The sequence below is a fragment of the Plantibacter elymi (nom. nud.) genome (genome assembly GCF_900177795.1).
Classification (GTDB): domain Bacteria; phylum Actinomycetota; class Actinomycetes; order Actinomycetales; family Microbacteriaceae; genus Plantibacter; species Plantibacter elymi.
Genome location: NZ_FXWJ01000003.1, coordinates 578,399 through 602,527, shown reverse-complemented (window position 1 = coordinate 602,527; position 24,129 = coordinate 578,399). Strand labels below are relative to the sequence as shown.

The following is a 24,129-nucleotide window of genomic DNA, read 5'->3' as shown; positions in this document are numbered from 1 at the left end:
CCATCGTTCAAGATATGGAATAGTCGTTCAACATATTGACCGATCTGATCGAAGATCCGGAGATGTTGGGAAGCACTGTGGCGAATATGGCCAAGAGGCTCGACGGGGCGAGCCAGAAGATCCTCCTTGCGCTCGATGCGCAGCCCCGTGCCACGGTGGGGTGGTTGTCCGAGCGACTGCGACTCGCCCGCGGGACGGTGCAGGCGCGGATGTCGCTGCTGTTCGGCGACGGAGTCCTCCGGCCGACGAGCACCCTCGTGCGGCCGGAGTCGTTGGGATACGCCACGCGCGCATTCATCACCGCCGAGGTGAGCCAAAGCGAGTTCGAACGCGCTATGAGAGCCTTGGAGACCATTCCCGAGGTGTTGGAGTGCCACGCGATCTCCGGGGAGACGGACCTCATCTGCCACGTCGTGGCCGTCGACGCGGACGACCTCTACCGAGTGGGCCAGCAGATCCTCCGCTGTGCAGGTATCCGACGGACCTCGACCTCGCTCATCCTGCGGGAGCTGATCCCCTACCGCGCTGCACAGCTCCTCCAGACCGGGCGGTCTTCATCGTCCGTTCCGCAGAATGAGCACGAAGGGAAGCGCCTGTGATCGAGTACCAACAGCAGACGGCGACCGCGGGACGCTGGCTCATCCGGAACGGGAGACTCTTCGACGGACGCGACGGTCGTATCACCGGTATCGGTCAGTCGATCGTCGTAGATCAGGGTGTGGTCGAATGGATCGGCTCTGACGGCGAGGCTCCCGCCGCATCCGTCGTCATCGATGCGGCTGGCGGAACGATCATGCCCGGTCTCATCAACTCGCATGTGCACCTCGCCAATGACGGAGCAGCAGACCTCGGAGCGCAGGTGCGCAGCGACTCGACGGCGACGGCGGCGTACCGCGCAACCGCGAACGCGCTCATCACGTTGAACGCGGGCATCACCACTGTGAAGGACTGCGGGGCGGCCGACAACGTCGTGATCGATCTCGGCCGGGCGGTCGAGGCGGGTATCGTGCCCGGTCCGCGTATCGTCGCTGCAGGTCGCGTCATCACGATGACCGGGGGACACGGCTACTTCATGGGTGTCGAGGCCGATGGTACCGATGCCGTCCGAACGGCCGTCCGGGGGCAGCTCAAAGCGGGGGCGGGGTTCATCAAGGCCATGGCGACCGGCGGAGTACTCACCTCGGAGGTCAAGCCCACGCAGACGTCGCTGTTGCGCGAGGAACTCGCAGTGATCGTCCAGGAGGCCCACCATGCGGGCCGACGGGTGTCGACCCACGCGATCGGCAGGGAGGGCATCGAGAACGCCATACGTGCGGGCGTGGACACGATCGAGCACGGGTTCCACCTCGATGCGAGCCTGTTCGCTCTCGCACTCGAGCGCGGCACCTACCTCGTCCCCACTCTTGCCGCGATCGGGAACATCGTCGCCCAGGCTCCGAACGGCACGATCCCCCCGTGGATCGTCGACAAGGCCAGGGCGGAGGAGGACCGGAGCATCTCGATGTTCCGCGCCGCAGTCGAAGCGGGGGTGAACATCGCCGCGGGGACCGATGCCGGAACGCCGTTCAACCCGCACGACGGTCTCGTCGATGAGATCATCGCCATGGTCAGGATCGGTCTGACACCCGAGCGTGCTCTGCTCTCCGCGACCCGCGATGGAGCGGTGAACGCAGGCCTGCAGGATCTGACCGGAACGCTCGAGTTGGGTAAGGCCGCCGATCTCATCGTCGTCGACGGTGATCCGCTCGCCGACATCACCGCGCTTCGCACGATTCGACTCGTCGCCAAAGCCGGAACGGTCTACCGCGACGACCTGACCGGGGCGGCAGTCGGTGTGCACGATGGTGGGATCGGGGGCGGTCTGGGATGACGCAGCAACCGGACCCGTCCGATCCTAACGTCCCGCCCGGTGCACCGCAGGAGCTCGGCGACATCGTGCGTTCCCTGCGGACGGCCTCGGGTATGAGTCTCAACGCCCTCGCCGGGGCCGCCGACGTGAGCTCCGGGCTCCTCAGTCAGATCGAACGAGGCAACGGGAATCCGTCGTACAGCACACTGATCAAGCTCGCTCAAGCGCTGGGGGTGGGCGTCGGCGAGTTCTTCGGCGGACAGGACCCCCGTCCCAAACAGGTCGACCTCGTACGAGCATCAGCCCGCCGCCGCCTCCTGCTGTCGGAGCACGACCTGTCGTACGAGCTCCTCACTCCGAGCCTGAACGGCCAACTCGGCATGATCCGCGCCGAGATCGGCGCCGGCTGGAGCAACGAGTCGGCACCGTTCCGCCACGACGGTGAGGAATGCGTGATCGTCGTAGCAGGCTCGTTGGTCGTCGTGGTCGGCGGTCATCGGCACGAACTGCTCGTCGGTGACACCATCACCTACGACGCGTCGATCCCGCACTGGTACGCGAACCGCACCGCCGAGCCGGCGGTGCTGATTGGCGCCATGACGCCCCCGTCGTTCTGAGGTCAGTGTTTGTTGACCTCTGAGATGCCCCGCGCGAGCACTTCGAGGAGACGTGGGGCGTCATACTTCGGGAGGACCACGCGGATGAAGGCGCCGACGTCGGAGGTACGGGTGCTCGACAGGGCTGCTTGCAGCTCGGCGGGCGTGCTGACGCTGAGGACGGTGACCTGGTCGGCGCCGAACGCCGCCGGCACGAGATCCCAGTTCCAGCGCACGATGTCCTGATAGCTGGCATCCGGGCTCTGGATCTTCCGTTCGACGGTGTACCCGTCGTTGTCCAGGAGGAAGACCACCGGGTTGCGACCGTATGCGTACAGATGTCCGAGCTCCTGGATGGTGAGCTGCGCCGAACCGTCTCCGATGAAGAGCACGGGCCGACGATCCGGCCGAGCGAGCATGGCTCCGAAGGTCGCGGGAAGGGTGAACCCGATGGAGGACCAGATCGGCTGGCCCATGAGGTCGCTTCGTTCGGGGATGTCGAGGTCCAGAACACCGTAGAACGCCGTCCCTGCTTCGGCCGCGATCGTGGTGTCGGGCTGGAGCCAGCCTTGGATCTGCGGCCAGAACGAATCGTGGGTGAGCGCGGAGTCGTCGGTCGCGGTAGCGGTCGCCGAAACGAGCGCAGCGGCCCTCGCGGTCGCAGGCACGGCCTGGAGTGGGGCCGATGCCGCAGCCGCGTGCAGGGCGCGCACGGTGTCGTCGAGCCGGACACCGCGGTAGACGGCGTGTCCGATCCGTGCGTGGTCCAGTGCAAGCTCCACAGCCGACGACGGGTCGTACCGATGGGTGAAGAACCCCGTCGTGAAGTCGCTGAACGTCGTGCCGATCATGACGAGATGTTCCGCGTCGTCGACACGGTCGCGGGACTCGGCGCTGCGCGTCGTCGCCCCGAGGTAGGTCCCCAGACTGGAGCGGTGGGTCTCGTCGAGGATCGCCTTCGAACCGCTTTGGGAGGCGATGCTGATGCCCGGAAGCTCCGCGAGGGCTGCGACGTCGCGCTCGATCCCTCGGCGGTGGATGTCAGGACCGGCCAGAACGACGAGGGATGAGGCGTTGGCGAGGTGGCGGGTGAGGGCGGAGGTGAAAGCCGAGAGCGCCTGAGGGTCGCTTGCCACTGCAGCGAGCGGAACGTCGAGCGATGCGGCCGCGACGGGCGCGTTCGCCACATCGAGCGGCACACCGAGGTAGACCGGCTTGCTCGCCGAGATCATCGCCACGAGCAGCCGATCGATCTCCTGTGCGGCATCGTCCGGGTCGATAACGGCATCCGCGACGGTCACCTCGCGGAACATCCGCACGAAATGGCCATAGTCGCCGTCGAGCAGGGTGTGGTGCAGCGGCGCTCCCGAAGCCATCGACGCACGGGCAGGAAGGCCGCCGATATGGATGACCGGCACCTGCTCGGCAAAACTCCCGGCGATGCCGTTGAGCGCTGAGAGCTCGCCCACCCCGAACGTCGTGACGAGCGCTCCTGCTCGCCGACCGACTCGTGCGTACCCGTCGGCGGAATACGCGGCGTTCAGCTCGTTGGATGACCCGACCCATTCGACCCCTTGGACGGTGGACATCTCGTCGAGCAGGTTGAGGTTGAAGTCGCCGGGGAGGCCGAAGACATGGCGGACCCCGAGCTGGAGGAGCCGGGTGGCGAGGTACTGGCCGACGGAGACGTGGCCATCAGTGAGCGTCATGCCGTCGATGTCATCATGAGCGCCGCGCGGACGGAAGCGCGGGCTTCCAGGTCGGTCGGAATGATCAAGATCAGAAGGGTTCAGCACGGTTTTTGAACAGGACTGATCGATGTCGGCTGGGAGATGCAGGATGTAACGATCATCACGAGCAGTGCCCCCTTGCAACTTTCGTTACGGCGCAGCATGATGTCACTACGAAGGAGGGCACATGTCCGATCGCACCCCGTTGATCGCGTGGTTGGAGTCACTCGCCGCCCAGGCGACGCGCACCGAGACGACGGAGAAGCTCAAGGACGCCCTCGCGCAGAACCCCTCGCGAGGTTCCTACGCCGCCATCTCCGACGTCTCGAGCCTTGCAGAGCTCAACCCGGCGGCGGTCACCCGCACCGCTCAGAGCTGGGGTTTCTCGGGTTGGCCCGAGCTGCGCGTCGCGCTGCGGAGCCGGTACCTCGAGTCGCTCTCGTTCACCGAGGTCGCTTCCGAGCGTCGGTTGGGTACGCCAGCCAGCCCTGTGGCGAGCTCGTTCGACGCCGACCGCCGCGCGCTGATGAGCACCTCGTCGACGATCGACCTCGCTGCCGTCCGCGCCGTCGCCCACATCGCTGGCGCCGCTCGGCGCCGTGTCTCGATCGGCTCCGGCACCTACAAGTCGGTCTCTGATCTGCTTGCCACCTACTTCACCCTCGCGGGGTACCCGACACAGTCGCCCGACGAAACCTCCGGGATGGTCGGTGCGCTCAGCGACCTCGGCCCCGGCGACATCATCTTCGGCGTCGACCTATGGCGCGGGTACGCATCGACGATCGAGGCGCTCGCCATCGCTCGGGAGACGGGCGCCACCGTTTGTCTCATCACGGATCGGGGCGCCACAGGCCTGCGTAAGGTCGTCGACCACCTCTTCCACGTCTCGAGCGAGTCCTCGACGTTCTTCCCCACCCTTGTACCCGCCGTCGCACTCGTCAACGCCCTCGCTTCGGAGCTTGCCTTGCTCGACTCCGCCGTGACCGAGGCCTCCTCGCAGCGCTTCGAGCACACCTGGCGTCGCATGGGCTTCGACCAGAAGCACCGACCCCCGTCCCCGACAGAGAGAAGCACCCCATGACCTCACCGCTCCAGATCGGCCTGATCGTCTTCCCCGACATGACCCAGCTCGATGCCACGGGCCCCCTGCAGGTGTTCACGAGTATCCAGATCTTCGCACCAGACCCCGGAGCCCAGGTGCACCTGCTCTGGAAGGACCTCGAGCCGGTTCCGACAGACGCCATCATGACCCTCACTCCGACGATGACCTTCGCCGACTGCCCGCAGCTCGACGTGCTCTGCGTGCCCGGGGGACAGGGAACGGATGCTCTCCTCAACGACCCCGAGGTGATCGACTTCGTCCGTCGCCAAGGCCAAGGGGCGCAATGGGTGACGTCCGTCTGCACCGGCGCGCTCGTCCTCGGAGCAGCGGGGCTGCTCGACGGGTACCACGCCGCCACGCACTGGTCGTCCATGCACCTGCTCGAGGAACTCGGCGCTATCCCCACGCAGCAGCGCGTGGTGGTCGATCGCAACAGGGTCACGGGTGGTGGTGTCACCGCCGGCATCGACTTCGCGCTCACGCTCGTCGCGAAGCTGGTGGATCAGCCGACCGCCGAGGTCATCCAGCTTCGGATGGAGTACAACCCCGCACCGCCGTTCCACGCAGGCCACCCTGACGAGGCTCCCGCAGAGATCGTCAACCGGTACAAAGACCGGGTGGCTCCCAGCCTCGCGAAACGCGAGCAAGCTGTGGCCGAGGCTGCTGCCCGCTTCGAAGTATGACAGCCGAATCAGGAGTACCCCGAGACGGCGTCCCGCGGTCTCGGACATCGCAGAGCGAAGGAACAGCATGAGACTCTCAACCACCACCGTTGGCGACGGCGCCAAGACCGCGGCACTCGTCCACGGCCTCTCAGCGCACGGTGGCTACTGGTCCGAGGTCGCGGCGTGGCTCGCATCGCTCGGTTACACCGTGACCGTCGTCGACCAGCGCGGTCACGGGGCGAGCGACCGCGCCGACAGTTACCTCACCGAGGAACTCGCGGACGACCTCGTCGAGACCCTTCCCGCCGGACTCGACATCATTGTGGGTCACTCGCTCGGAGGGCGGGCACTCCTCCTGGCCGCAGACCGATTGCGTCCCGAGCGTGCGATCTACGTCGACCCCGGTTGGAACGTCCCGGCAGGGCTGTCCATCAACTTGCCGGTCGACGAGAGCGGCGACATTCTGTCCCTCAAGTCGCTCTCCGAGCTCCTTCCGAACTACAACCCCGAACAACTGAACCGGTTGCGCCGCGGCTTCGTGCTCGCCGATCCGCTCTGGTTCCAGGCACCGAACCCGATCCTTCCCGACCTCGAACCGCCGCTGTCTCCCGTCGTGCCGTCGCTGGTCGTGCTCGCCGACCCGCCGCTCGCGGTCCGACCCGAGCTCGAGAAGCGGCTGCGTGACGGCGGCTACAACGTGCTCACCGTCCCGGGCGGCGTCCACGACATGCCCATCGAACAGTTTGAGCTGACGAAGCAGGCGCTCGCGGGCTGGGTCTGATTGCTGCTTGCGGACGAGGGTGAGCAAACTGCGAGCGTCGAAGACGACCATGGTGGCCTCGTACTTGTCCACGATCTCGGTGACAATCTTGGGGGAGAGGCGGCGACTCAGGCGCACATGTTGGACTGCGTCATCTGACTTCGGTTGGTGGGACTGGGCCTCTTTCAACAGACTTTGCAGGCGGTCCAGCGGCGGCGCCCAGGTGAACGAATTGTTCGAAGGTGAGCCCGGAAGGTCTCGGCGTTTGCCTTCTACCTCGCATGGTTCCCATTCCTGCCAACCACAGCGTCCATCGACTCCACCTCATGGGCGCCACCACACCGACGCGGCGCATCAACCTCGTCCTACGCCGTGGAAGTGCCAAGCACCCCACGATTGCCGCTGCGGTCGGTGCACTCGAGGCCGTCGCTAGCGCAGAGAACGGGTGACAGAGAGTGTTCCACGAACGTCGGCTAGCACCGCTGATGAAGTGTGTGTCCTGCTGCGTTCAGACCGGCGGTGCGTGGGACACCGGATGGGGTCCAACGCTACTTACAGTGGCGGGAGCTGTTAGAACCAGGTGCCGTGCCGGCCTCAGGTGCTGGCGTGGGTCTCCCGGAGAAATTGGGTCAGCGCGTCGCGGCTGGTGGTGAGGCAGGCGATCTTGGTGTCGAGGTCGTCGATCTGTTCATTCACCATGCGGGCGAGAATGTCGTCACAGGTGCTCGACCATCCGGAGTGGCCGTTCTGGCGGTCGAGCACGATCTTGATGAATCGCGTCGGGACACCGGAGCGGGAAAGATCGCGGATCGTGACGACCTGGTTCAGGTCGGATTCGGTGTAGTCACGATATCCGTTCAGGTGTCTTCCTGGGTGGAGGAGTCCCTGGGCTTCGTAATACCGCAGCATTCGGGGGGCGACTGCACTGCGCTGGGAGACTTCGCCGATCCTCATCCGCTCACTCCTCGTGCTCGGGCCCTCAGATTCCGGACTTGACCTTGACAGTGGTGTCAATCTTTAGCTTCGTCGCATGAGAACACGATCTACGGAGTCGCCCTCGCCTGGCACAGCCGGCTCGCACCGAACCTGGCCGATTCTGGCGGTGTTGACCACGGTGACGTTGCTGACGGTGACGGTCGAGATATTGCCATCCGGACTCTTGCCGGTGATGAGTGCTGATCTGGGTGTCTCGGAATCAGCGATCGGGCTGCTGGTGAGCGCCTGGGCGCTCACCATTGCGATCGTGGGGATTCCGCTTGTGCGACTCACGATCCGGGTGCCCCGCACACCGCTGCTGGCAGCGTGTCTGATCGTGATCGCCGCAGCGAACCTGCTCACCGCGACTGCTTCGGGCCTCGCGCTCGCGCTTGCGGGTCGTATCGTCGCCGCGACGGCGCACGGGCTGTTCTGGGCACTCGTCGTTTCCTCTGTCGCCTCCGTCATCACTGCCGAGCGGCTCGGACGGGCACTGGCGATCGTCCTGGCCGGGCCAACGCTCGCTGGCCTTGCCGGACTACCGGCGGCGGCGGCTTTGGCCAGTGTGGTGGGGTGGCGGGCCGTTTTCACCGGCCTATCTGTGGTTCTTGTCCTGACCGCCGGGGTGCTCTGGCTCATCCTGCCGCAGGTACCGTCAGCGTTGCCTACCCGTGGCGGCGCGTGGGATCGCAGCGCGTCCCGAGTGATCGCGGTCGCGATCGCGGGAGGGCTGGTGTTGGTCGGGCATTTCGCTGTCTTCACCTACCTCACGGCACTGGTCACCCGGTTGGGAGGTCTGCCCAGCGCCGCGATCCCCTTGATGCTGTTGGTGTTCGGCATGAGCGGGGCGGTAGGCATCGCCGGATCCGGCGCCGATAATGCGAACGCCGACGAGACCGCGCTGGCAGAAGGGTGTGCGTCGGGCACCACGAATTATCCAAGTCAGCCGCAGTTCAACTGCCTCAGCGTGACACTGGACGGTTCCGGGGAGAAGGTAGTTCTTCGGCAGGGACAGAGCGGCGCAAGCGGCTTCGGGTACCTACATGCCCTGCTGGATCACAACGTGGAGCAGCAGACCATTGAGCACACCGTCAGTATTAACACCGGCGGGTACGCGCAGCCCAACGGCCGTTACCTCTATGGGGCCTACTACAAGAACGAAGACGGGGATGTGGTCATCAACTTCGAGCTCATCCAGGAGCGCGGCCCCGGAGGGGACAGTCCCGACCCCTACGAGCTCGGTGTCGTGACGGCATATTGCCGAGATTCTGCGTCTGCACCGACGCGCGCTTGCCCACAATGGGTCAACGACAGCCTGTGACAACAGAAAGTTCTTCATCGCCCGCCGCGGCCTTTGCTCGACTCGTCCAGGCCGAATGGGGTTCGGGCCCCGGCGGGCCCATCTTTTCGAACAGCACCCAGCTGGGGTGGATTCCATACACCGCTGTTCCTCGGGCGACGCTCGACGCTCGCCTTCAGATTGAATCGGCTGGTTCCAGCGGCCCCTTGGCTCTATTCATATTCCGTCGATCGAATCAGAGGCTCGTGGTCGCCACCCAGCCTTCCACTGAAGTCGCAACGGTGGAACTTTTTGAGGCACTGTGGCGCACTCTCGACCCGCTGGTGACCGATCGACAGTCCTGGGAAGCAGCAACCCTACGGATCACTGATACTACGTACCTTCTTACGCCGTCATCCCTTCCGCGAGAGCTCACCGCGTGAGGCCGGCGTCGGGCAATACTGCTCGGCTTCTGCAGTTCCCTCGCCCACTCCGACACGGTGCCGGCGCCGCGGCGTCCGCCGGGCTCGTCGCGGGGCGTCCAGAACCGACCGAATTGCCCGCTCTTCCAAATCGGGCGGATACTCTTCGGGCAGGTCGAGTTCGATGTCAGCATCCGCGGCGCTCTGCTAAGGACCTGATGCAGTTGAGCGACGATGATTGCTGTGCCTCAAACGGCATGAAGCCGAACTACTCAAGTCCGCACTGCGAGTTAGATGCGGAAATACGCCTGCAAACTGGAATGCGCGCGACTATCCGAAGTCCGCGTCGTCCGCCGTGCCCATGGAGGGGGCTCGTGGTCACAGAAACCGCATGGGCCTCTCAGTACCACTTCGTCAGTCCACCGTCGATGACGAACTCCGCTCCGGTGGAGAACGAGTTGTCATCGGAGAGCAGGTAAAGCACCAACGATGAGACCTCGTCGGGCTGGGCGCGACGCTTCAGGGGGGTCATTCCGACATAGTGGCTCAGAACGTCCGCGTCGATGCCGGCATCCATCTCCGTGTCGATGAACCCAGGACAGATGGCGTTGACGAGGATGCCGTCATCTGCGAACTCGACGGCTGCGACGCGGGTCATCGCCATCACGGCGGCCTTCGAGGCGCAGTAAGCGACTCCGTGCACCGTTCCGCGCAGTCCAGATGTTGAACTCACGTTGACGATTCGACCTCCACCCGAGCGAGCCATGACCTGATGAACCTCGCGCATGCCGAGGAAGACGCCGAGCTGATTGATGCTCACCACCCGCTGGTAATCGGCCACGCTGAACTCGTCGATGCTTCGCTCCAGATTGATTCCGGCATTGTTGACCAGACCGTGCACGCCGCCGAACACTCGCTCCGCTTCAGAAATAACATTCGACCAACTCGCCTCGTCGCTGACATCGTGGGCGACGAAGAGCGCCCGCTCGCCGAGGGCATCGGCGTTTCTGCGTCCGCGGTCGACATTGATGTCGGTCAACACGACGTTCGCGCCCTCGGCGTGCAGCCGGCGCGCGTGAGACGCGCCCATGCCGCTTCCAGCGCCAGTGACGATCACTGTCTTCTGAGCCATACGGTTCATTGGTTCCTCCTAGTTGAGAGACGGTAGGTCAGACTGCGGCTGCCCGAGATGCGAGTCGTTGAGTCTCGTTTGGATGCTATGCGCAAAATCGCAACCTGTCTACTGTTGACAGATTGCAGATTCGTCCCTAGATTCACACAAACGACGATGCGCTCAGCAGGGCTCTGTCGACGATCGACTAAATCTGCTCGGCACGATGCGTCGCCATCGAGATGAAGAGGAGTTTGGATGCGCAACGGCGAAATCGGATATTGGATGGCGCAACCCGACCTCGACTGGCCAACGGCTCCGAGTGTCGATGGTGATGAGTCGGTTGACGTCGCGATCATCGGCGGCGGGCTTACGGGGCTCTGGACTGCTTGGGCCATCAAACAGTTGGACCCGCACGCGTCCGTCCATGTCTACGAGGCCGAGCAGCTCGGTTACGGCGCGTCTGGTCGAAACGGAGGTTGGCTATCTTCAAAGCAGATCGGCCTCCGCAGCGTCCTCGCGAATGGAGCCGGCGGAAGGGCCGGAGTGGTCGCGATGAACGAGCGGCAGAAGCGCGCCGTCTACGAGGTCGTCGACCTGCTCGGGGCGGATACGATCCACGCACGACGCGGCGGAGCTCTTCAGGTGGCACGGAGCCCTAGCGAGCTGGCGCGGTTGCGTGCATACATCGACAAGAGCCGCCAATGGTCCGTGGCTGAGGAAGACCTACGCCTGCTGAGCGCGGAGGAGACTTCGGAACGGGTCAACATGACTCGTCTGGTCGGTGGGATGTACTCCCCGCACTGCTTCACTGTGGATCCAGCTCGGATGGTCGCGAGCCTTGCGCGCCTCGCTCGCGACGCCGGGGTCGAACTGCGCTCGTCGGCCCGGGCCACGGCCATCCAGTCGGGGACATTCATGGTCGAGGGACACACGATCCGGGCGGGATGGATCGTCATAGCGACAGAGGGCTACACGTCCCTTCAGCCGAACCAACGCCGAGCAATGCTCCCTATGAACAGCTCCATGCTCATCACCGAACCCATCGCACCGGCCGATTGGAAGCGCATCGGCTGGTCGGAGCACGAGGGCGTATCCTCGACCGCCCACACATACTTCTACGGCAGACCGACAGTCGACGGACGCATCGCAATCGGAGGACGCGGCACACCCTATAATTTCGCGGGCTCGTTCGACCGCCCAGGCAGGGTAGACGGAAAGACGATCGAAGCACTGCAAGCGACGCTTGATGACCTTTTCCCTGACGTGTCCATGACGCCAGCGCACGCGTGGAGCGGAGTCCTCGGCATTCTCCGTGACTGGTCGCCATACGTGGATGCTGACGAGGAGGCGGGGATCCTGCGGGTCGGCGGCTACGCGGGCCAGGGTGTTACCGGTGCTTACCTCGGCGGGCAGATCGCGGCCGAGCTCGTGCTCAGCCGAAGGACAGAACTCTCCGACTCGCCGTGGGTACGACCATTGCCCAGTAAGTGGGAACCAGAACCCTTGCGATGGATCGGCGCCAATGCCCTGTACGGCGTGTATGGCTGGGCCGATCGCCTTGAGCGACACCGAAACGACGGTCGCACCTCGGCTCTAGCGACTATCGCAGACAAGTTCGCGCGACGTGGATAGCAGTCCCTGAGTCCTATGCGAGCAATTTCATGCATCACACAGAACGTCCCAAGACAAGCGACGATCGCTTGCGGGACCATGGATTGGAGAAGACAGTGAACCGATCAGGCCAACCCGCCCCCGAGGGAATCGCCGCAGCACTCATCCCCGCGCTCGAGACGGCTTTTGCCCAGCCCGATGCGGCAGACCTCGCCGAGCTGTTCGTTGACAACGTGGGATGGCGGGACGTGTATGGACTCACGCTCAACATTCGCCAGTGCCATTCTCGGGAGGAGGTCAGCGAACTTCTCGTCGCGGTCAGCGACGAGATGGCGCCTACCGGATTCGAGATCGACGTCGATCGCCCCGCGCCCTCTCACGCGGCTGACGGGACAGTCGAGGTCTTCTTCCGTTTCGAAACGACGATCGGGCGCGTTCGCGCGCTGGCATACGTCGATGGCAACGGGAAGGTGAGCAACCTGCTGACGCTGCTCGACGGTCTGCACGCCGCACCGCCCGTATGGCCCCGACGTGGAAGGTTCGACATCCAGAACCCGGGCCAGAGGTGGTCGTCGCACATAGAAGCCAAATCGGCGTTCGTCGATGAGGATCCCGAAGTCCTGATCGTCGGCGGCGGGCAATTCGGCGTCATGACAGCTGCCTCGCTCGCGCGACTCGGCATTGAAGCCCTTGTGGTCGACCGACTGCCGCGGGTCGGTGACGTGTGGCGCACGCGCTATGAGGCCCTGCTGTTGCATCAGAGCTACGGCGTTCTTCAGTTCCCCTTCATGAAGTACCCCGAGAGCTTCCCGGAGTACCTTCCGAAGGACAAGTTCGCCGACTGGTTCGAGGTCTACGTGAAGGCCTTCGACCTGAACTTTTGGACGTCGACGACGGTTCTCGGCGCGACCTACGATGAGGACACCGAGCGGTGGGCGGTCGAACTCGAGCTCGCAGACGGTACTCGGCGCACGATGCGGCCGGCGCAACTGGTCATGGCCATGGGAGGGCTCGGTGTGCCTTCGTTCCCTCAAATGGCAGGTCTCGACTCGTTCGCAGGCGAGAAAGTACATGCCGTGGACTACCGCGAGCCGTCACCCTATGTCGGAAAGGACGTCCTCGTTGTCGGTATGGGCACTACAGCGCACGACATTGCCCTCGACATCACCCTCGCTGGCGGGAGGGCCCACATGCTCCAGCGCAGTCCGCTGATCGTGATCGATCTCCCCACCGCCAACAAGATGTACGGCGATCTCAACAACCCAGAGATCCCCACCGATCTCGTCGACATGAGGAGCCTTGCGACGGTGTACCCGAAGCAGCGGCAGGCATTCCTCGACTTCCAGCGTGAAGTTGCTGATGTCGACGACATCGAGCTGTCGTCCGAGCTCGAGCGAGCCGGAATGAGGGTTTGGAAGGGCGAGGACCAGACCGGATTCTATTACAGCTTCCTCCGCACGCTGGGTGGCTTCTACATCAACGTCGGGGCGTCCGACGCGATCGTGCGTGGAGACATCAAGGTTGTCCAGGCCGCGGAGGTCCAGCAGTTTGACGAGCTCGGCCTGATCATGAGCGACGGGAGTCACCGTCACTTCGACTCAGTGATCTTCGCCACGGGGTCGGAAGCGCCGGCCGAAGGTCTGCGCCGGATCCTCGGAGACGATTTGGTCGCGAAGGTCGGGAAGATCTGGGGACATGACACCGACGGCGAGATGTCCAACGTCCTCAAGCCGACGGCTCAGGCCGGTCTGTGGATCATGATGGGCAGCATCCCCATGGCGCGCCAGTTGACGCCTCCCGTCGCGCTCCGCATCGCGGCGGAGCTGAAGGGAGTCATCCCGGCATCCTTCGACGATGAGGCCCATCCGACCAGGCGTCGACGCCTTCCCCTCCACGCTGCCGACAACGGTCGCCTGATCGCAGAGCCCGAGCCCATCTCCCAGCACGAAGCAACAGGACGGACGAACGCATGATGCATGAAGTGGTGAACCCCGCGACCGAAGACGTCATCACGACGATCGAGCTCGCAAACGCAGGAGAGGTCGATCGAGCGGTAGAGCGTGCGCAGCCTGCGCTGCGCGCGTGGAACGACATGGGGCCGAGTGGGCGGGCGCGCGCGCTGCACCGGCTCGCCAGAACGATCGAGGATCACGTCGACGAGCTTGCACGCATCGAGTGCTTGAACACGGGTCGGCCGCTGGCGGATGGCGTCGCTGATGCTCGCCACGTCCAGAGTGTCATCGAGTATTACGCGAACGCTCCAGAGAGGATGTCGGGAGAGCAGATTCCCGTAGACGGTGGCATGACGTTGACGTTCCGCGAGCCGCTCGGCGTGATCGGCATCATCGTGCCGTGGAACTTCCCGCTGATGATCACCGCATGGGGGGCAATCCCCGCCCTCGCAGCTGGAAACGCGGTCATCCTGAAGCCCGCTCTGCTGACGCCACTGTCCGCTCAGCGGCTGGAAGAGCTTTTCGTCGAAGCTGGACTCCCGCACGGGCTCTTCCAAGTCATCGTGGGCAGCGGTGCGGAAATCGGCGAACGAATCGCCACCCATCCCGGGATCGCAAAGGTCGTGTTCACCGGCTCAACCGAAGTGGGAGCGCGAGTAGCGAGCCTGGCGGCGCCATTGATGAAGAAAGTGACGCTGGAGCTCGGGGGCAAGAGCGCCAATCTCATCTTCGCCGACGCCGACATCGCAAAGGCAGCGAAGGCTGCGACGAAGGTGTTCCACAATGCGGGTCAGGACTGCTGTGCGCGCGCGCGCATCTACGTCGAGCGGCCAGCATACGACGAGTTCCTCCGCGAGTACGAGCGCGCGATCCAGTCGCTTCGGATTGGTCCTCCTGACCTGCCCGGCGGAGCGGATGTGGGACCACTCATCAGCCGTCGACACCTCGAGCACGTGTCAGCATTCGTTGATGGGAGCGACGAAGTGCTCATCCAGGCAGATCGGCCAGAGGGGCCCGGGTTCTGGTTCCCTCCCACCGTTATCTCGCCCGCGAGCCGTGACGCGCGGATCATGCGCGAGGAGGTCTTCGGTCCTGTCGCCACCGTGGTCCCCTTCGATCACGAGGACGAAGTGGTCAGGGAAGCGAACGACTCTCCCTTCGGCCTCGCCGGAACGGTATGGACCAGTAACCTCGCTCGCGGGGTGCGCGTCTCGCGCGCTATCGAGGCGGGCGTCATATCGGTGAACTCCAACTCCGCCGTACGCTACTCGACGCCCTTTGGCGGGTACAAGATGTCCGGCCTCGGCCGCGAGCTGGGACCGGACGCACCGTTCGAATTCACTCAGACGAAGTCCGTGTTCTTCGCGGCGGATTGACGCCGACTCGCTCCGGCGGAGCGCCTCCTGCGTAGAGTGGGGGGGCGGTCCGCCGGAGCAACTTGCGAACACACTCACGGGATGAATCCCAACCAGCACACGAGGGAGCAGTATGAGTGTCCTTGAGCCGGTAGCCAGCGGTGCACTGACCAGTGAGATCACGGCGAAGCTACGAGACGCGATCCTTGATGGCACCTACCAGCCTGGGCAGCAGCTTTCGCAGGCCGAGATCGCTCGGCAACTGGAGACGAGTCGCGGACCCGTCCGAGAAGCGCTCCTCTTACTCGTTGGCGAGGGGTTGATCAAGGAGATCCCACGACGTGGTTCATTCGTCACGAAGCTCAGCGTTCAGCAAATCGGCGAAATCCTTGATGTGCGAGTCGCTCTGGAGGTACGTGCCGCTCAACTCATCCTCCGTGATCGTCCTGACGGGTGGGAAGCGCTCCTCGAAAACGTATTGATCGAAATGGAGGCGGCCATAGCCTGCGGCGACGCCAACCAAATCTTGTCGCTCGACGTCGGGTTTCACGAAGAGCTCTGCCGAGCTAGCGAGAATACCTGGCTCCTGTCAGTCTTCAAACAGGTTTCCAACCAACTTCGGATCTACATCAGACTCGACAACGCCATCGCAAATCTCAGCGGCGGGAGCATCCTCGACGAGCACCGGAGGCTGTTCGATGCCCTCCTGAAGGGCGCTGGCGAGGAATTCTCGGACCTCATCGTCAGACATATCGAGCAGACGAGGCTTCGCCTTCTGCAGCGACTGTCGGACTAGGCGCTCGCGACGCCGCAGATGCGAATGCCTCGAGCACGGTGCTGATCGCCGGAGCGACCTCCGCCCCAGCACGATAGGCCGCGAACACCTTCCTCGCCGGTGCTCCATCGAGCCTGACTGACTGCAGGGCAGGGCGCTCGCTCTCGATCAGCAGCCGTGGAAGCAGTGCCATTGCATGGCCCTTCTCGACCAGACGCATCTGCACCAGGAGGTCGTCGGACTCGAACTGCACGTTGGGCTCTACTCCCGCGTTCCTGCACATCGACATCGACCAGCGACGAGCATCGCTGCCTTCTGGCTCCATCACCCAGGGCAGGCTTTCGGCGGCCGAGGCAATCGTTCGGCCCCCTTCATAGTTCGGAGGCACCACGAGATCCAAGGAGTCCAGCAGGATGGTTGTGCGATGCAGCAGACCAGTGCGTGTCACCGGCTGACCCGGATACTCCTCACCGATCACCAAGTCGAACTCGCGAGCTGCAAGCGCGCCAAGCGCTCGAGCCGGTTCGATTCGACTCACCAGCATCCGGAGCTGCGGCGACGTACTCGCCAGACGTTGCAGCACGTGAGGTACGAGTGCGAGTGCAACGGTCTGCAACGCGGCCACCCGCACGTTGCCGGCTGGCTCCGCTCGTACAGCTGCGACCTCGGCCTGCGCTATCTCAACGAGTGAGAAGATCCCAGTCGCGTGATCAGCGAGAAGCTCTCCCTCTTTCGTCAGTCGCAGTCCTCTTCCGACCCTCTCGACGAGCTGTGCTCCGACTTCACCCTCCAGCACCTTCAGCTGCTGCGACACCGTGGATGGAGTGAAAGAGAGTGCGTCGGCGACCGCTGCAAGCGAACCCCGCCGTTGCAGCTCCTCCAGGAGCGCGAGCCGATGCAAATTCAGCATTCGCCATTGTAACCATTCGATGAAACCGAAGTAAACACCAGCAAATCATTCGCTTGTCACTGAGGGTTGATCCACTCATTGTTGACCCATCACGCACGTGATGTGAAAACGACCTAACGCGAACTGAAGGCAGAACTTGCATGGCCCCCTACAGCCCCTTTCTCTTCCTCTCCGAGACGGACATGTTGACGGCTGGGGTGAGCGACGCCGGGAGAAGCGTTGACGTGGCAGACGAGGTCTTCCGGCTGCTGCACACCGGCGACTATGTGATGGGCGGTCTCGACCAGAACAGTCATGGCCTTGCCCTGGTGTTCCCGAAGTGGTCTCCGTTCCCGCAGATGCCGGTCGCGGGTCCGGACCGCAGATTCTCCGCGATGCCGGCATACCTCGGCGGCCGTTTCGACCTCTGTGGAGTCAAGTGGTACGGCTCGAACGCCGCCAACCGTGAGCGGAACCTACCGCGGTCAATCCTCACGCTGATGTTGAACGACAAAGACACCGGTGAGCCGCTCGCTTTAATGTCTGCTGGCGCACTGAGCGCGTCACGAACTGCAGCGGTCCCAGCGGTGGCGAGCAGGTACTTGCCGGCGCGTCCGCCGCGGACTCTGGCTGTGATCGGGTGCGGGGTCATCAACCGGGCAATCGTGCGCGCACTGCTCTCGCAACACCCCGGGATCGAGCGTGTGGTGTGCCACAACCGCACCACGTCGACAGCTCACGACTTCGCCGGGTGGCTGCAGGACGAGTATGGCCTTGATACCGCAGTTGCCGACACGGCCCGCGAGTGCGTCGAACTTGCCGACATCGTGTCGGTGGCTGCTTCGCGCACGGCGCCACTGCACCTGGAGGCGTCCTGGTTCACGGCGCATGCGTGCATCCTGCTGAGCGGGCCCATGAGCGCTGATACGGATCTGTGGACCAGCAGCAGAATCGTCCTCGACCATGTTCCTCTCCATGAGTCCTATGTCAATGATGCCCGCCGTAGCGAAGACGTCAGCGCATCCTTCGCCGCCCAGATTGGCGGACCGGTCTACGAGCTCATCGATGCCGGTCTCCTGCCGCCCCTGGCTCGCTTCGAGGATCTTGGCGGCGTCATCGCTGCCGACAGCGCGCCGCACCCGGGCCGCACGGTGTTCATCGCGAGCGGCATGGCCGTCTTCGACGTGGCCTGGGGTTCCGATCTCCTTCGCACCGCTCGCGAACGAGGCATTGGAACCGAACTCGAACTCTGGGGTGCATCGCCCGATACCGTCGCCTCTCCCGCCACCGAAGGTGCTTCCGCATGAAGATCAAGAACTACGACGCATTGACCGCAGTCGGAGATATCTCATCGCGAGAGCTCGTCCTCGGCATCGCCAACGAAGCACTCCAGCAGGTTGACTCGTACCGGCGCATCCGAGACCTCATGAGAATCGACGGCGACGTTCTGCACGTCGGCGCCCGATCGTGGGATCTTGGGCAAAAGCGAAATGTCTATCTGATTGGGGCGGGAAAGGCCTGCAACTCCATGGCCATGGCCGTCGACCATGCACTCGGTGACCGACTGACACGGGGGATCGCGATCGTGAAAATCGCTGAGCCTGACGATCACTACCACCGCACCGAAGTGTATGTCGGTGGCCACCCGTTGCCCGACGCGGCAGGACACCGCGCCACCCTCCGCATCCTCGCGATGATCGACTCAGCAGGTCCAGAGGATCTCTTCATCGCAGTCGTGAGCGGAGGTAGCTCAGCGTTGCTGAACGCGCCCATCGCCCCCATTACGGTGGAAGACGAGGCTGTCGCGACAGAAGTATTGCTCACCTCCGGTCTCGGGATCTACGAGGTCAACGCGGTCCGACGACACATCTCTCGGACGAACGGCGGCCGCCTTGCGCAGCGCATCGCTGCGCAAGGAGCCGAGCTGATCACCATTGGTATCTCCGATGCCGTCGGGAAGCCCCCGACGGCCGACGTGACTCAACCCGACCCGGCATATTCCAGCACACCATTCGGCCCCGATGCGACCACGCTCGACGATGCCCGCGCCGCGATCGACGGGCATGGCCTTCGCAGTCGACTGCCGGAAACCGTAACCCGATTCCTCGACGAGGCCGGCGCTAGCGATGAGACCCCCAAGGCGTTTCCCGACAACACGTACTTCCTTATCAACACGCTCCCTGACCTCGCGGAGGCAGCCCTCGATGCCGCCCGATCTCGCGGAATCGATGCCCATCTGCTCACCACGTATCTCGAAGGAGAGAGTCGCGACGCGGGGACGTTCATGGCGTCGCTCGCGCACGAGATCCAAGCAACCGGCCGTCCCTTCGTGGCGCCGTGCATCGTTGTGAGCGCTGGAGAGACGACCACCCATATTCGACCGGCGACAACGATCACCGGGCACGGTGGACCATCCCAGGAGCTCACGGTCGGCTTCGCCCTCGCGTCAGCCGGAATTCCCGGAGCGTGCATGTATTCCATGGACTCTGAAGGCACCGACGGCACATCACCCGCCGCAGGTGGCATCACTGACTCGACATCATTGCGCCGGGCGATTGAGGCGGGAGTCGACCTGCGTGAGCACCTTCGAGGACATGCAAGTTTCGAGGCGCTGTCCGCCATCGACGATGTCGTGCTCAGTGGCAACACCGGCACCAACCTTTGCGACCTCAACATCCTCTTCGTCCCCGACCGACAGCAGCAGATCGCAGTTCAGGAGAACGCATGACCGTCATCACTTCCGTCGCCGCCCGACAGGTCCTCGACTCCAAAGCCCGCCCGATGGTCGAGGTTGAGCTCACTACCGCCTCCGGCGCGACCGGACGAGCCGCGGCTCCCACCGGATCGTCCGTCGGCATGTACGAAGCAAAGATCCTCCGCGACGGTGACGCAGCTCGCTACGGCGGCATGAGCGTTTACTCCGCTGTGCGCAACGTGACCGACACAATCGCGTCCGCCATTGTGGGGCGACCGTTCGAGTCCCAAGCCGACTTCGATGCTGCCCTGCTTACGCTAGACGGCTCGGCGGACAAGGGAGTCCTCGGCGGTAACGCCATCTATCCCACTTCCGTCGCATTCTTGCGAGCGCAAGCGGCAGAGACGGGTCGTCCGGTGTATCAACACATCGCCCGCGGTGACCTCAGCACGCTGCCCGTGCCCTGCTTCAATGTAATGAACGGTGGCCACAACGAAGTCCTGCAGGCGTTCAACGAGTTCCTCATCGTCCCGCACGGGGCGGAAAGCGTCGAGCATGCCGTCGAGATCGGTGTCTCTGTATTTCAGCGTCTGCCCGCCGTCATTGAACGTCGGACGAAGAAGGTGGCAGCGGTAGGCGGCTCTTACGGCTTCGTTGCGCCCTACAGCGATCCGGCCGCGGTCCTATCCCTCATCAGCGAGGCCGTTGACGCCGCCGGCTACACCGAGGAAGTCGCGTTTGCACTCGACTGCGCCTCGAGTGAAATGTTTGATGCGACGACCGACACCTATGAGCTCGACGGACACCGGGTTGACAGCGAGCAGATGGTCGATCACCTCAGGTCGCTGACCGAGGAGTTCGACCTGCTCTTCATCGAGGACCCGCTAGACGAGAACGACTGGGCTGGTTTCTCCCTCGCTGTTCGAGAGCTCTCCCGGACCCTGGTCTTTGGAGACGACCTCATCGTCACGAACAAGCAGCGGCTCCAGAGGGCGATCTCCGAACGAGCAGTCGACGGTTTCGTCCTCAAGCCCAACCAGGTGGGTACTGTGACGGAATCCCTGGAGACATTCGATCTCGCAGAGGAAGCTGGGCTGCTCGCGCTTCCTTCGGGCAGGTCCGGTGGCGTGATCGACGACATCGTGATGGACCTCTCGCTGGGCCTGCAGGTCCCTTTCCAGAAGAACGGGGCACCAAGGACCGGCGAGCGCATTGAGAAACTGAACTTCCTCATCCGAGCAGAACGCGAGCTCGGCAATGCCACTCTTAGCGATGTGGCACGCATCGCGCGCTATTGACGAACGACGGGCGCCGACGGCACCAGCAGCAAATTACCTCCGGAACCACTACCTATAGAGGAGTCACAATGACCACAAATCGCGCCGGTCACCCCCCGGTGACCCGCACCGAGCCGGAGAGCCATGATCTCAAGGGCAATCTCGGCTATTTCCATCTCGTCTTCACGGTCGTCGCGTACAACGCCCCGATGGTGGTGTTCCTCGGGTTCATCCCCGTCGCGATCCTTCTCGGCAACGGCACGGGCACCCCCGTCACGTTCATCGTATGCGGGGTCATTGCGCTCCTCTTCGCCGTTGGGCTGGTCGCGATGGGCCTGCGGATCCCGCGGCCAGGCGGTTTCTACACGTTCGTCACGGCCGGTCTGGGTAAGCGACTCGGCTTGGGCACAGGGTTCCTGGCAATCCTCGCCTACTACGCCTGCAACCTCTCGGCCTACGGCCTGGGTGGAGGCGCGACCCAGAGCTTGGTCCGCGATGTATTGGGCGGTCCGGACATTCCGTGGTGGGTCTTCGCCATGGGCTACTTCGTCATCGTCTCCATCCTGGGGTACTTGAATTTCGACTTGTCGGCGAACCTCCTTGTCATCTTCTTGGCGCTGGAAGTCGCATTGATGATCATCTACATCGTCGCTGTGTTCGCGCAAGGCGGGGCCGGAGGGATCGAGTTCGACAGTTTCCGTCCGGAGAACATCTTCTCCGGATCGCTCGGCATCGCTTTTGTCTTCGGCGTGGGAATTTTTGGAGGATTCGAGGCAACGATCATCTTCCGCAGCGAGGTGAAGAATCCGCAGAAGACCATCCCTCGTGCGACCTATACCGTCGTGATCGGCCTTCTCGTTCTCTACACGGTGAGCAGCTTCACGTTCATCAACGCCTACGGCGCGGATGTGGTGATGAGCGTGCTCTCAGACAACGTCATCACGGCATCCACTGAAAGTGTGCGGCAGTACACAGGCGAGGCGGGCTACGTGGCCGCTTCCATCATGCTCATCACAAGCGCCTTCGCCCTGATGTTGGCCAGCCACGGGATCGCCGCGCGATACCTGTTCAACCTGGGCGTCGACGGAGCCCTGCCCAAGTTCCTCGGGCGAGCACACCCCCGCTACTCGTCCCCGCATCAGGCCTCGATCGTCTTGAGCGTCGCGGTGCTGATCGCGCTCGCAACACTCATCTCGATGAACATGTCCGGCGACGCAGCCTACGCGGTGCTGGCGGGTGTGTTCTCCTATATGTTCTTGATCCTCCTGGTTCTCGCCTCGCTCGCCGTTACGATCTTCCTGTTCAAGGACCACTCGCAGCCTCGCCGTGCGACGAGAGCAGCGGTTTGCTCCGGCATCTCATTCGTGTTCTTGTCGACAGCGCTGGTCCTCGCGACGGGGAACTTCACCGTGCTGACGGGAGCGACCGGATGGATCACCCCCACGGTGATTGCCGTCATTTACCTCACGATCCTCGGCGGGGTAGTCGCAGCAAGCATCTATCGGACCCGTCGGCCCGAGACCTACCAGCGCATCGGAAGGTATGAGGCGGTGGTCACTCGCGAGATCAAGACCGTCGACTCGGACAGAGCTTGAGCTTCACAAGAAGGCGCGCTCCTCTAACGCCGACCTTTGTCAGGCCGAAATCGAGACCGCAGCATCGATATGTCGACTCCGTCGATCGAGTGAGGATACTGCACGCGGCGTCGAGCTTCCCTTCGGCAGGCGGTCAGCTCCTCATCAAGAGTGGCGAGGAGACCGCACGGACACGCGGGTGCTCGCGTCGATGATCACTGTCACGATGTCGACGGACCCGGGCACCGGGACGCACAAGGGCAGCACCTGGCCCGAGGACCGAGCCCTGCTGATCCGCCTTTGCATGAACCGGGCTACCGCCTGCGACGGCAGCTCATAGGCCGAGCCCTCATGCACCAGCACCCACCGTTGCGACATGGTCCCGCCCCCTCTCAACCATCACCCGGCAATCTTCACTGAGCGTGGCTGTCAGCGATGGGAAGTTCGACGGGTCGAGGAGGGTGGCCTTGTTCATGCGGGAGTAGCCGGGGAAGCGTTGCTGCTTCGTGAGCTGGCGCAGCTCGATCATCGTTGGGACGCCTCCGGTGCGAGCCGGCAGGGGAGGCGTAAGCAGCGATCTCCTCTGCGTCCTCAGACGTGACGATGCTTCGTCAGCTCGCGTTCGCTGTTCGGTCAGTGCGGTGACGGCTTTCTCGTGCTTGGCCGTGAGCCTTTCCGTCCGTTTCGCGAGCGCTGCCGCCTGTTTGCGGAGCTCTTTGCTCGAGGAGCGAACTGCTTCGCGGGCGACTTCCACTGCCTGTTCGGCACGGGCGAGGGCTTTCTCGGCAGCTCGCCGTTGCTGCTGCTCGGCCAGTTTCGCCGCGGCCTTGGTGCCCTGCTTTTGGTCGGTCTTGTTCTTGGACATCGCACGTACCTCCACTGGCTGAACCCGCTCGGTTGCGCCCCACGGTACCCAGGATTTGCAGTGCATTCCAGGCGTGTGGACTTCATACTGTGGGAATGCAGAACCAGGACGAAGTACAACAGATCGTGAACGTGGTCGATCGTCTCGCGCTGAAGTTCCCCGACACCCTGCGAGACGACGTCGCTCGGGTCGTCACCGAGGTGCATCGGGAGCTCGACGGGAGTCCGATCCGCGACTACGTGCCGGTGCTCGTCGAGCGCGAAGCCCGGCAACGTCTGCGACGTCGCTCGCAGTAGTCGCCATGGGAGGCTGGGCGGCATGAAAGCCGTGGGCGCCACGGTCCGACCGCGGTCCGGCCCTTGCGCGCTCCGAAAGCTGCGGCACCACTTCCTCGCGCTCGAACACATCGTGACAGCGCCGGGCGAATACCTCGTGCAGCTGCCCGGCACCGGTGCCGTGGTCGTCACCGAGGACGACGCAGCGATCACGATCGACATTGCCGTTCCGAGCGAGGCCGTCGAGCTCAACGCCATTGGTGCGATTGAGCGGTTCATAGCGGATCACGACTCGAACGTCACATTTTCGGCTGCCGTGCACGATCGCCTACGCCGAGACGATGACGGGAGCGTCGCTGGTTGTTCCAC

General features: G+C 63.8%; 21 protein-coding genes. 16 read left to right on the top strand and 5 right to left on the bottom strand.

All coding sequences use genetic code 11. The annotated features are described in order from the left end of the window. The first annotated feature begins 86 nt into the window (after nt 1-86). The 3 genes from CCK91_RS12225 to CCK91_RS12215 are packed head-to-tail and all read left to right on the top strand — an operon-like array spanning nt 87 to nt 2,466. Nucleotides 87-599: an Lrp/AsnC family transcriptional regulator gene (locus CCK91_RS12225; RefSeq protein WP_086474337.1), complete on the top strand. Its 513-nt coding sequence runs from the start codon at nt 87-89 to the stop codon at nt 597-599. Further along, complete coding sequence (locus tag CCK91_RS12220) at nt 596-1,870, top strand: metal-dependent hydrolase family protein (protein WP_207568225.1); 1,275 nt, start codon at nt 596-598, stop codon at nt 1,868-1,870. Before CCK91_RS12225 ends, CCK91_RS12220 begins: the two co-directional genes overlap by 4 nt. After that, entirely contained in the window at nt 1,867-2,466 is a 600-nt protein-coding gene (locus CCK91_RS12215) for a helix-turn-helix domain-containing protein (RefSeq protein ID WP_086474232.1), read from the top strand. The genes CCK91_RS12220 and CCK91_RS12215 overlap by 4 nt, the downstream gene beginning before the upstream one ends. A 2-nt stretch (nt 2,467-2,468) precedes the next feature. Here the strand turns inward: CCK91_RS12215 and CCK91_RS12210 are convergent, their stop codons facing one another. Beyond that, complete coding sequence (locus CCK91_RS12210) at nt 2,469-4,154, bottom strand: alpha-keto acid decarboxylase family protein (RefSeq protein WP_086474231.1); 1,686 nt, start codon at nt 4,152-4,154, stop codon at nt 2,469-2,471. Between the two features lie 208 nt (nt 4,155-4,362). Here CCK91_RS12210 and CCK91_RS12205 point away from each other — a divergent pair, with 208 nt between their 5' ends. The 3 genes from CCK91_RS12205 (at nt 4,363) to CCK91_RS12195 (ending at nt 6,723) form a co-directional block, all read left to right on the top strand. After that, complete coding sequence (locus tag CCK91_RS12205) at nt 4,363-5,256, top strand: MurR/RpiR family transcriptional regulator (RefSeq protein ID WP_086474230.1); 894 nt, start codon at nt 4,363-4,365, stop codon at nt 5,254-5,256. Beyond that, nucleotides 5,253-5,960 carry a DJ-1/PfpI family protein gene (locus CCK91_RS12200; RefSeq protein ID WP_086474229.1) on the top strand — a complete coding sequence of 236 codons (708 nt, stop codon included), beginning with the start codon at nt 5,253-5,255 and terminating at the stop codon, nt 5,958-5,960. Before CCK91_RS12205 ends, CCK91_RS12200 begins: the two co-directional genes overlap by 4 nt. A gap of 67 nt (nt 5,961-6,027) precedes the next feature. Then, on the top strand, nt 6,028-6,723 hold the full coding sequence (locus CCK91_RS12195) for an alpha/beta fold hydrolase (RefSeq protein ID WP_086474228.1): 696 nt from the start codon (nt 6,028-6,030) through the stop codon (nt 6,721-6,723). A 573-nt stretch (nt 6,724-7,296) separates the two neighbouring features. Here the strand turns inward: CCK91_RS12195 and CCK91_RS12190 are convergent. Then, the gene (locus CCK91_RS12190) at nt 7,297-7,656 is read right to left on the bottom strand and encodes a MerR family transcriptional regulator (RefSeq protein ID WP_086474227.1); all 360 of its coding nucleotides are present in this window, start codon (nt 7,654-7,656) and stop codon (nt 7,297-7,299) included. Nucleotides 7,657-7,816: 160 nt separating this feature from the next. Here CCK91_RS12190 and CCK91_RS12185 point away from each other — a divergent pair, with 160 nt between their 5' ends. Further along, complete coding sequence (locus CCK91_RS12185) at nt 7,817-8,998, top strand: MFS transporter (RefSeq protein ID WP_242664533.1); 1,182 nt, start codon at nt 7,817-7,819, stop codon at nt 8,996-8,998. A 780-nt stretch (nt 8,999-9,778) separates the two neighbouring features. Here CCK91_RS12185 and CCK91_RS12180 read toward each other — a convergent pair. Next, a complete protein-coding gene (locus CCK91_RS12180) occupies nt 9,779-10,519 on the bottom strand; it encodes an SDR family NAD(P)-dependent oxidoreductase (RefSeq protein WP_086474225.1) in 741 nt (246 codons plus the stop codon). A gap of 228 nt (nt 10,520-10,747) precedes the next feature. Between CCK91_RS12180 and CCK91_RS12175 the strand changes: the two genes are divergently transcribed. From CCK91_RS12175 to CCK91_RS12160, 4 genes are all read left to right on the top strand, one after another. Then, nucleotides 10,748-12,124, top strand: coding sequence for an NAD(P)/FAD-dependent oxidoreductase (locus tag CCK91_RS12175; protein ID WP_086474224.1), 1,377 nt, complete (start codon nt 10,748-10,750; stop codon nt 12,122-12,124). Nucleotides 12,125-12,219: 95 nt separating this feature from the next. Then, complete coding sequence (locus CCK91_RS12170) at nt 12,220-14,076, top strand: flavin-containing monooxygenase (protein ID WP_165767036.1); 1,857 nt, start codon at nt 12,220-12,222, stop codon at nt 14,074-14,076. Then, nucleotides 14,073-15,431: an aldehyde dehydrogenase family protein gene (locus tag CCK91_RS12165; protein ID WP_086474222.1), complete on the top strand. Its 1,359-nt coding sequence runs from the start codon at nt 14,073-14,075 to the stop codon at nt 15,429-15,431. The genes CCK91_RS12170 and CCK91_RS12165 overlap by 4 nt, the downstream gene beginning before the upstream one ends. Before the next feature lie 112 nt (nt 15,432-15,543). Further along, a complete protein-coding gene (locus CCK91_RS12160; RefSeq protein WP_086474221.1) occupies nt 15,544-16,206 on the top strand; it encodes a GntR family transcriptional regulator in 663 nt (220 codons plus the stop codon). Here CCK91_RS12160 and CCK91_RS12155 read toward each other — a convergent pair. Continuing rightward, nucleotides 16,154-17,095, bottom strand: a complete 942-nt coding sequence (locus tag CCK91_RS12155) for a LysR family transcriptional regulator (RefSeq protein WP_086474220.1) — start codon at nt 17,093-17,095, stop codon at nt 16,154-16,156. The genes CCK91_RS12160 and CCK91_RS12155 overlap by 53 nt on opposite strands. A 140-nt stretch (nt 17,096-17,235) precedes the next feature. Here CCK91_RS12155 and CCK91_RS12150 point away from each other — a divergent pair, with 140 nt between their 5' ends. The 4 genes from CCK91_RS12150 to CCK91_RS12135 all read left to right on the top strand — a co-directional run bounded on the left by CCK91_RS12150 (nt 17,236) and on the right by CCK91_RS12135 (nt 22,641). Then, a complete protein-coding gene (locus CCK91_RS12150) occupies nt 17,236-18,381 on the top strand; it encodes a tyramine oxidase subunit B (RefSeq protein ID WP_086474219.1) in 1,146 nt (381 codons plus the stop codon). After that, entirely contained in the window at nt 18,378-19,802 is a 1,425-nt protein-coding gene (locus CCK91_RS12145) for a glycerate kinase type-2 family protein (protein WP_086474218.1), read from the top strand. The genes CCK91_RS12150 and CCK91_RS12145 overlap by 4 nt, the downstream gene beginning before the upstream one ends. Continuing rightward, entirely contained in the window at nt 19,799-21,067 is a 1,269-nt protein-coding gene (gene eno / locus CCK91_RS12140; RefSeq protein ID WP_086474217.1) for a phosphopyruvate hydratase, read from the top strand. Before CCK91_RS12145 ends, eno begins: the two co-directional genes overlap by 4 nt. A gap of 68 nt (nt 21,068-21,135) precedes the next feature. Further along, nucleotides 21,136-22,641 (top strand): APC family permease, encoded by a 1,506-nt coding sequence (locus CCK91_RS12135; RefSeq protein ID WP_086474216.1) that lies wholly within the window; start codon nt 21,136-21,138, stop codon nt 22,639-22,641. Between the two features lie 328 nt (nt 22,642-22,969). Here CCK91_RS12135 and CCK91_RS12125 read toward each other — a convergent pair whose 3' ends face one another. Further along, nucleotides 22,970-23,485, bottom strand: a complete 516-nt coding sequence (locus CCK91_RS12125) for a hypothetical protein (RefSeq protein WP_086474214.1) — start codon at nt 23,483-23,485, stop codon at nt 22,970-22,972. Between the two features lie 95 nt (nt 23,486-23,580). Between CCK91_RS12125 and CCK91_RS12120 the strand changes: the two genes are divergently transcribed. Next, a complete protein-coding gene (locus tag CCK91_RS12120; protein ID WP_086474213.1) occupies nt 23,581-23,781 on the top strand; it encodes a three-helix bundle dimerization domain-containing protein in 201 nt (66 codons plus the stop codon). Nucleotides 23,782-24,129 lie beyond the last annotated feature (348 nt).

Excerpts from the sequence above, each read along its gene's own strand:
- CCK91_RS12175 (WP_086474224.1), top strand. The coding sequence starts at position 10,748 with ATGCGCAACGGCGAAATCGGATATTGGATGGCGCAACCCGACCTCGAC.
- CCK91_RS12210 (WP_086474231.1), bottom strand. The coding sequence starts at position 4,154 with ATGACGCTCACTGATGGCCACGTCTCCGTCGGCCAGTACCTCGCCACC.
- CCK91_RS12165 (WP_086474222.1), top strand. The coding sequence starts at position 14,073 with ATGATGCATGAAGTGGTGAACCCCGCGACCGAAGACGTCATCACGACG.
- CCK91_RS12200 (WP_086474229.1), top strand. The coding sequence starts at position 5,253 with ATGACCTCACCGCTCCAGATCGGCCTGATCGTCTTCCCCGACATGACC.
- CCK91_RS12190 (WP_086474227.1), bottom strand. The coding sequence starts at position 7,656 with ATGAGGATCGGCGAAGTCTCCCAGCGCAGTGCAGTCGCCCCCCGAATG.
- CCK91_RS12195 (WP_086474228.1), top strand. The coding sequence starts at position 6,028 with ATGAGACTCTCAACCACCACCGTTGGCGACGGCGCCAAGACCGCGGCA.
- CCK91_RS12145 (WP_086474218.1), top strand. The coding sequence starts at position 18,378 with ATGAAGATCAAGAACTACGACGCATTGACCGCAGTCGGAGATATCTCA.
- CCK91_RS12125 (WP_086474214.1), bottom strand. The coding sequence starts at position 23,485 with ATGTCCAAGAACAAGACCGACCAAAAGCAGGGCACCAAGGCCGCGGCG.
- CCK91_RS12120 (WP_086474213.1), top strand. The coding sequence starts at position 23,581 with ATGCAGAACCAGGACGAAGTACAACAGATCGTGAACGTGGTCGATCGT.
- eno (WP_086474217.1), top strand. The coding sequence starts at position 19,799 with ATGACCGTCATCACTTCCGTCGCCGCCCGACAGGTCCTCGACTCCAAA.
- CCK91_RS12150 (WP_086474219.1), top strand. The coding sequence starts at position 17,236 with ATGGCCCCCTACAGCCCCTTTCTCTTCCTCTCCGAGACGGACATGTTG.
- CCK91_RS12215 (WP_086474232.1), top strand. The coding sequence starts at position 1,867 with ATGACGCAGCAACCGGACCCGTCCGATCCTAACGTCCCGCCCGGTGCA.
- CCK91_RS12160 (WP_086474221.1), top strand. The coding sequence starts at position 15,544 with ATGAGTGTCCTTGAGCCGGTAGCCAGCGGTGCACTGACCAGTGAGATC.
- CCK91_RS12180 (WP_086474225.1), bottom strand. The coding sequence starts at position 10,519 with ATGAACCGTATGGCTCAGAAGACAGTGATCGTCACTGGCGCTGGAAGC.
- CCK91_RS12135 (WP_086474216.1), top strand. The coding sequence starts at position 21,136 with ATGACCACAAATCGCGCCGGTCACCCCCCGGTGACCCGCACCGAGCCG.
- CCK91_RS12205 (WP_086474230.1), top strand. The coding sequence starts at position 4,363 with ATGTCCGATCGCACCCCGTTGATCGCGTGGTTGGAGTCACTCGCCGCC.
- CCK91_RS12155 (WP_086474220.1), bottom strand. The coding sequence starts at position 17,095 with ATGCTGAATTTGCATCGGCTCGCGCTCCTGGAGGAGCTGCAACGGCGG.
- CCK91_RS12225 (WP_086474337.1), top strand. The coding sequence starts at position 87 with ATGGCCAAGAGGCTCGACGGGGCGAGCCAGAAGATCCTCCTTGCGCTC.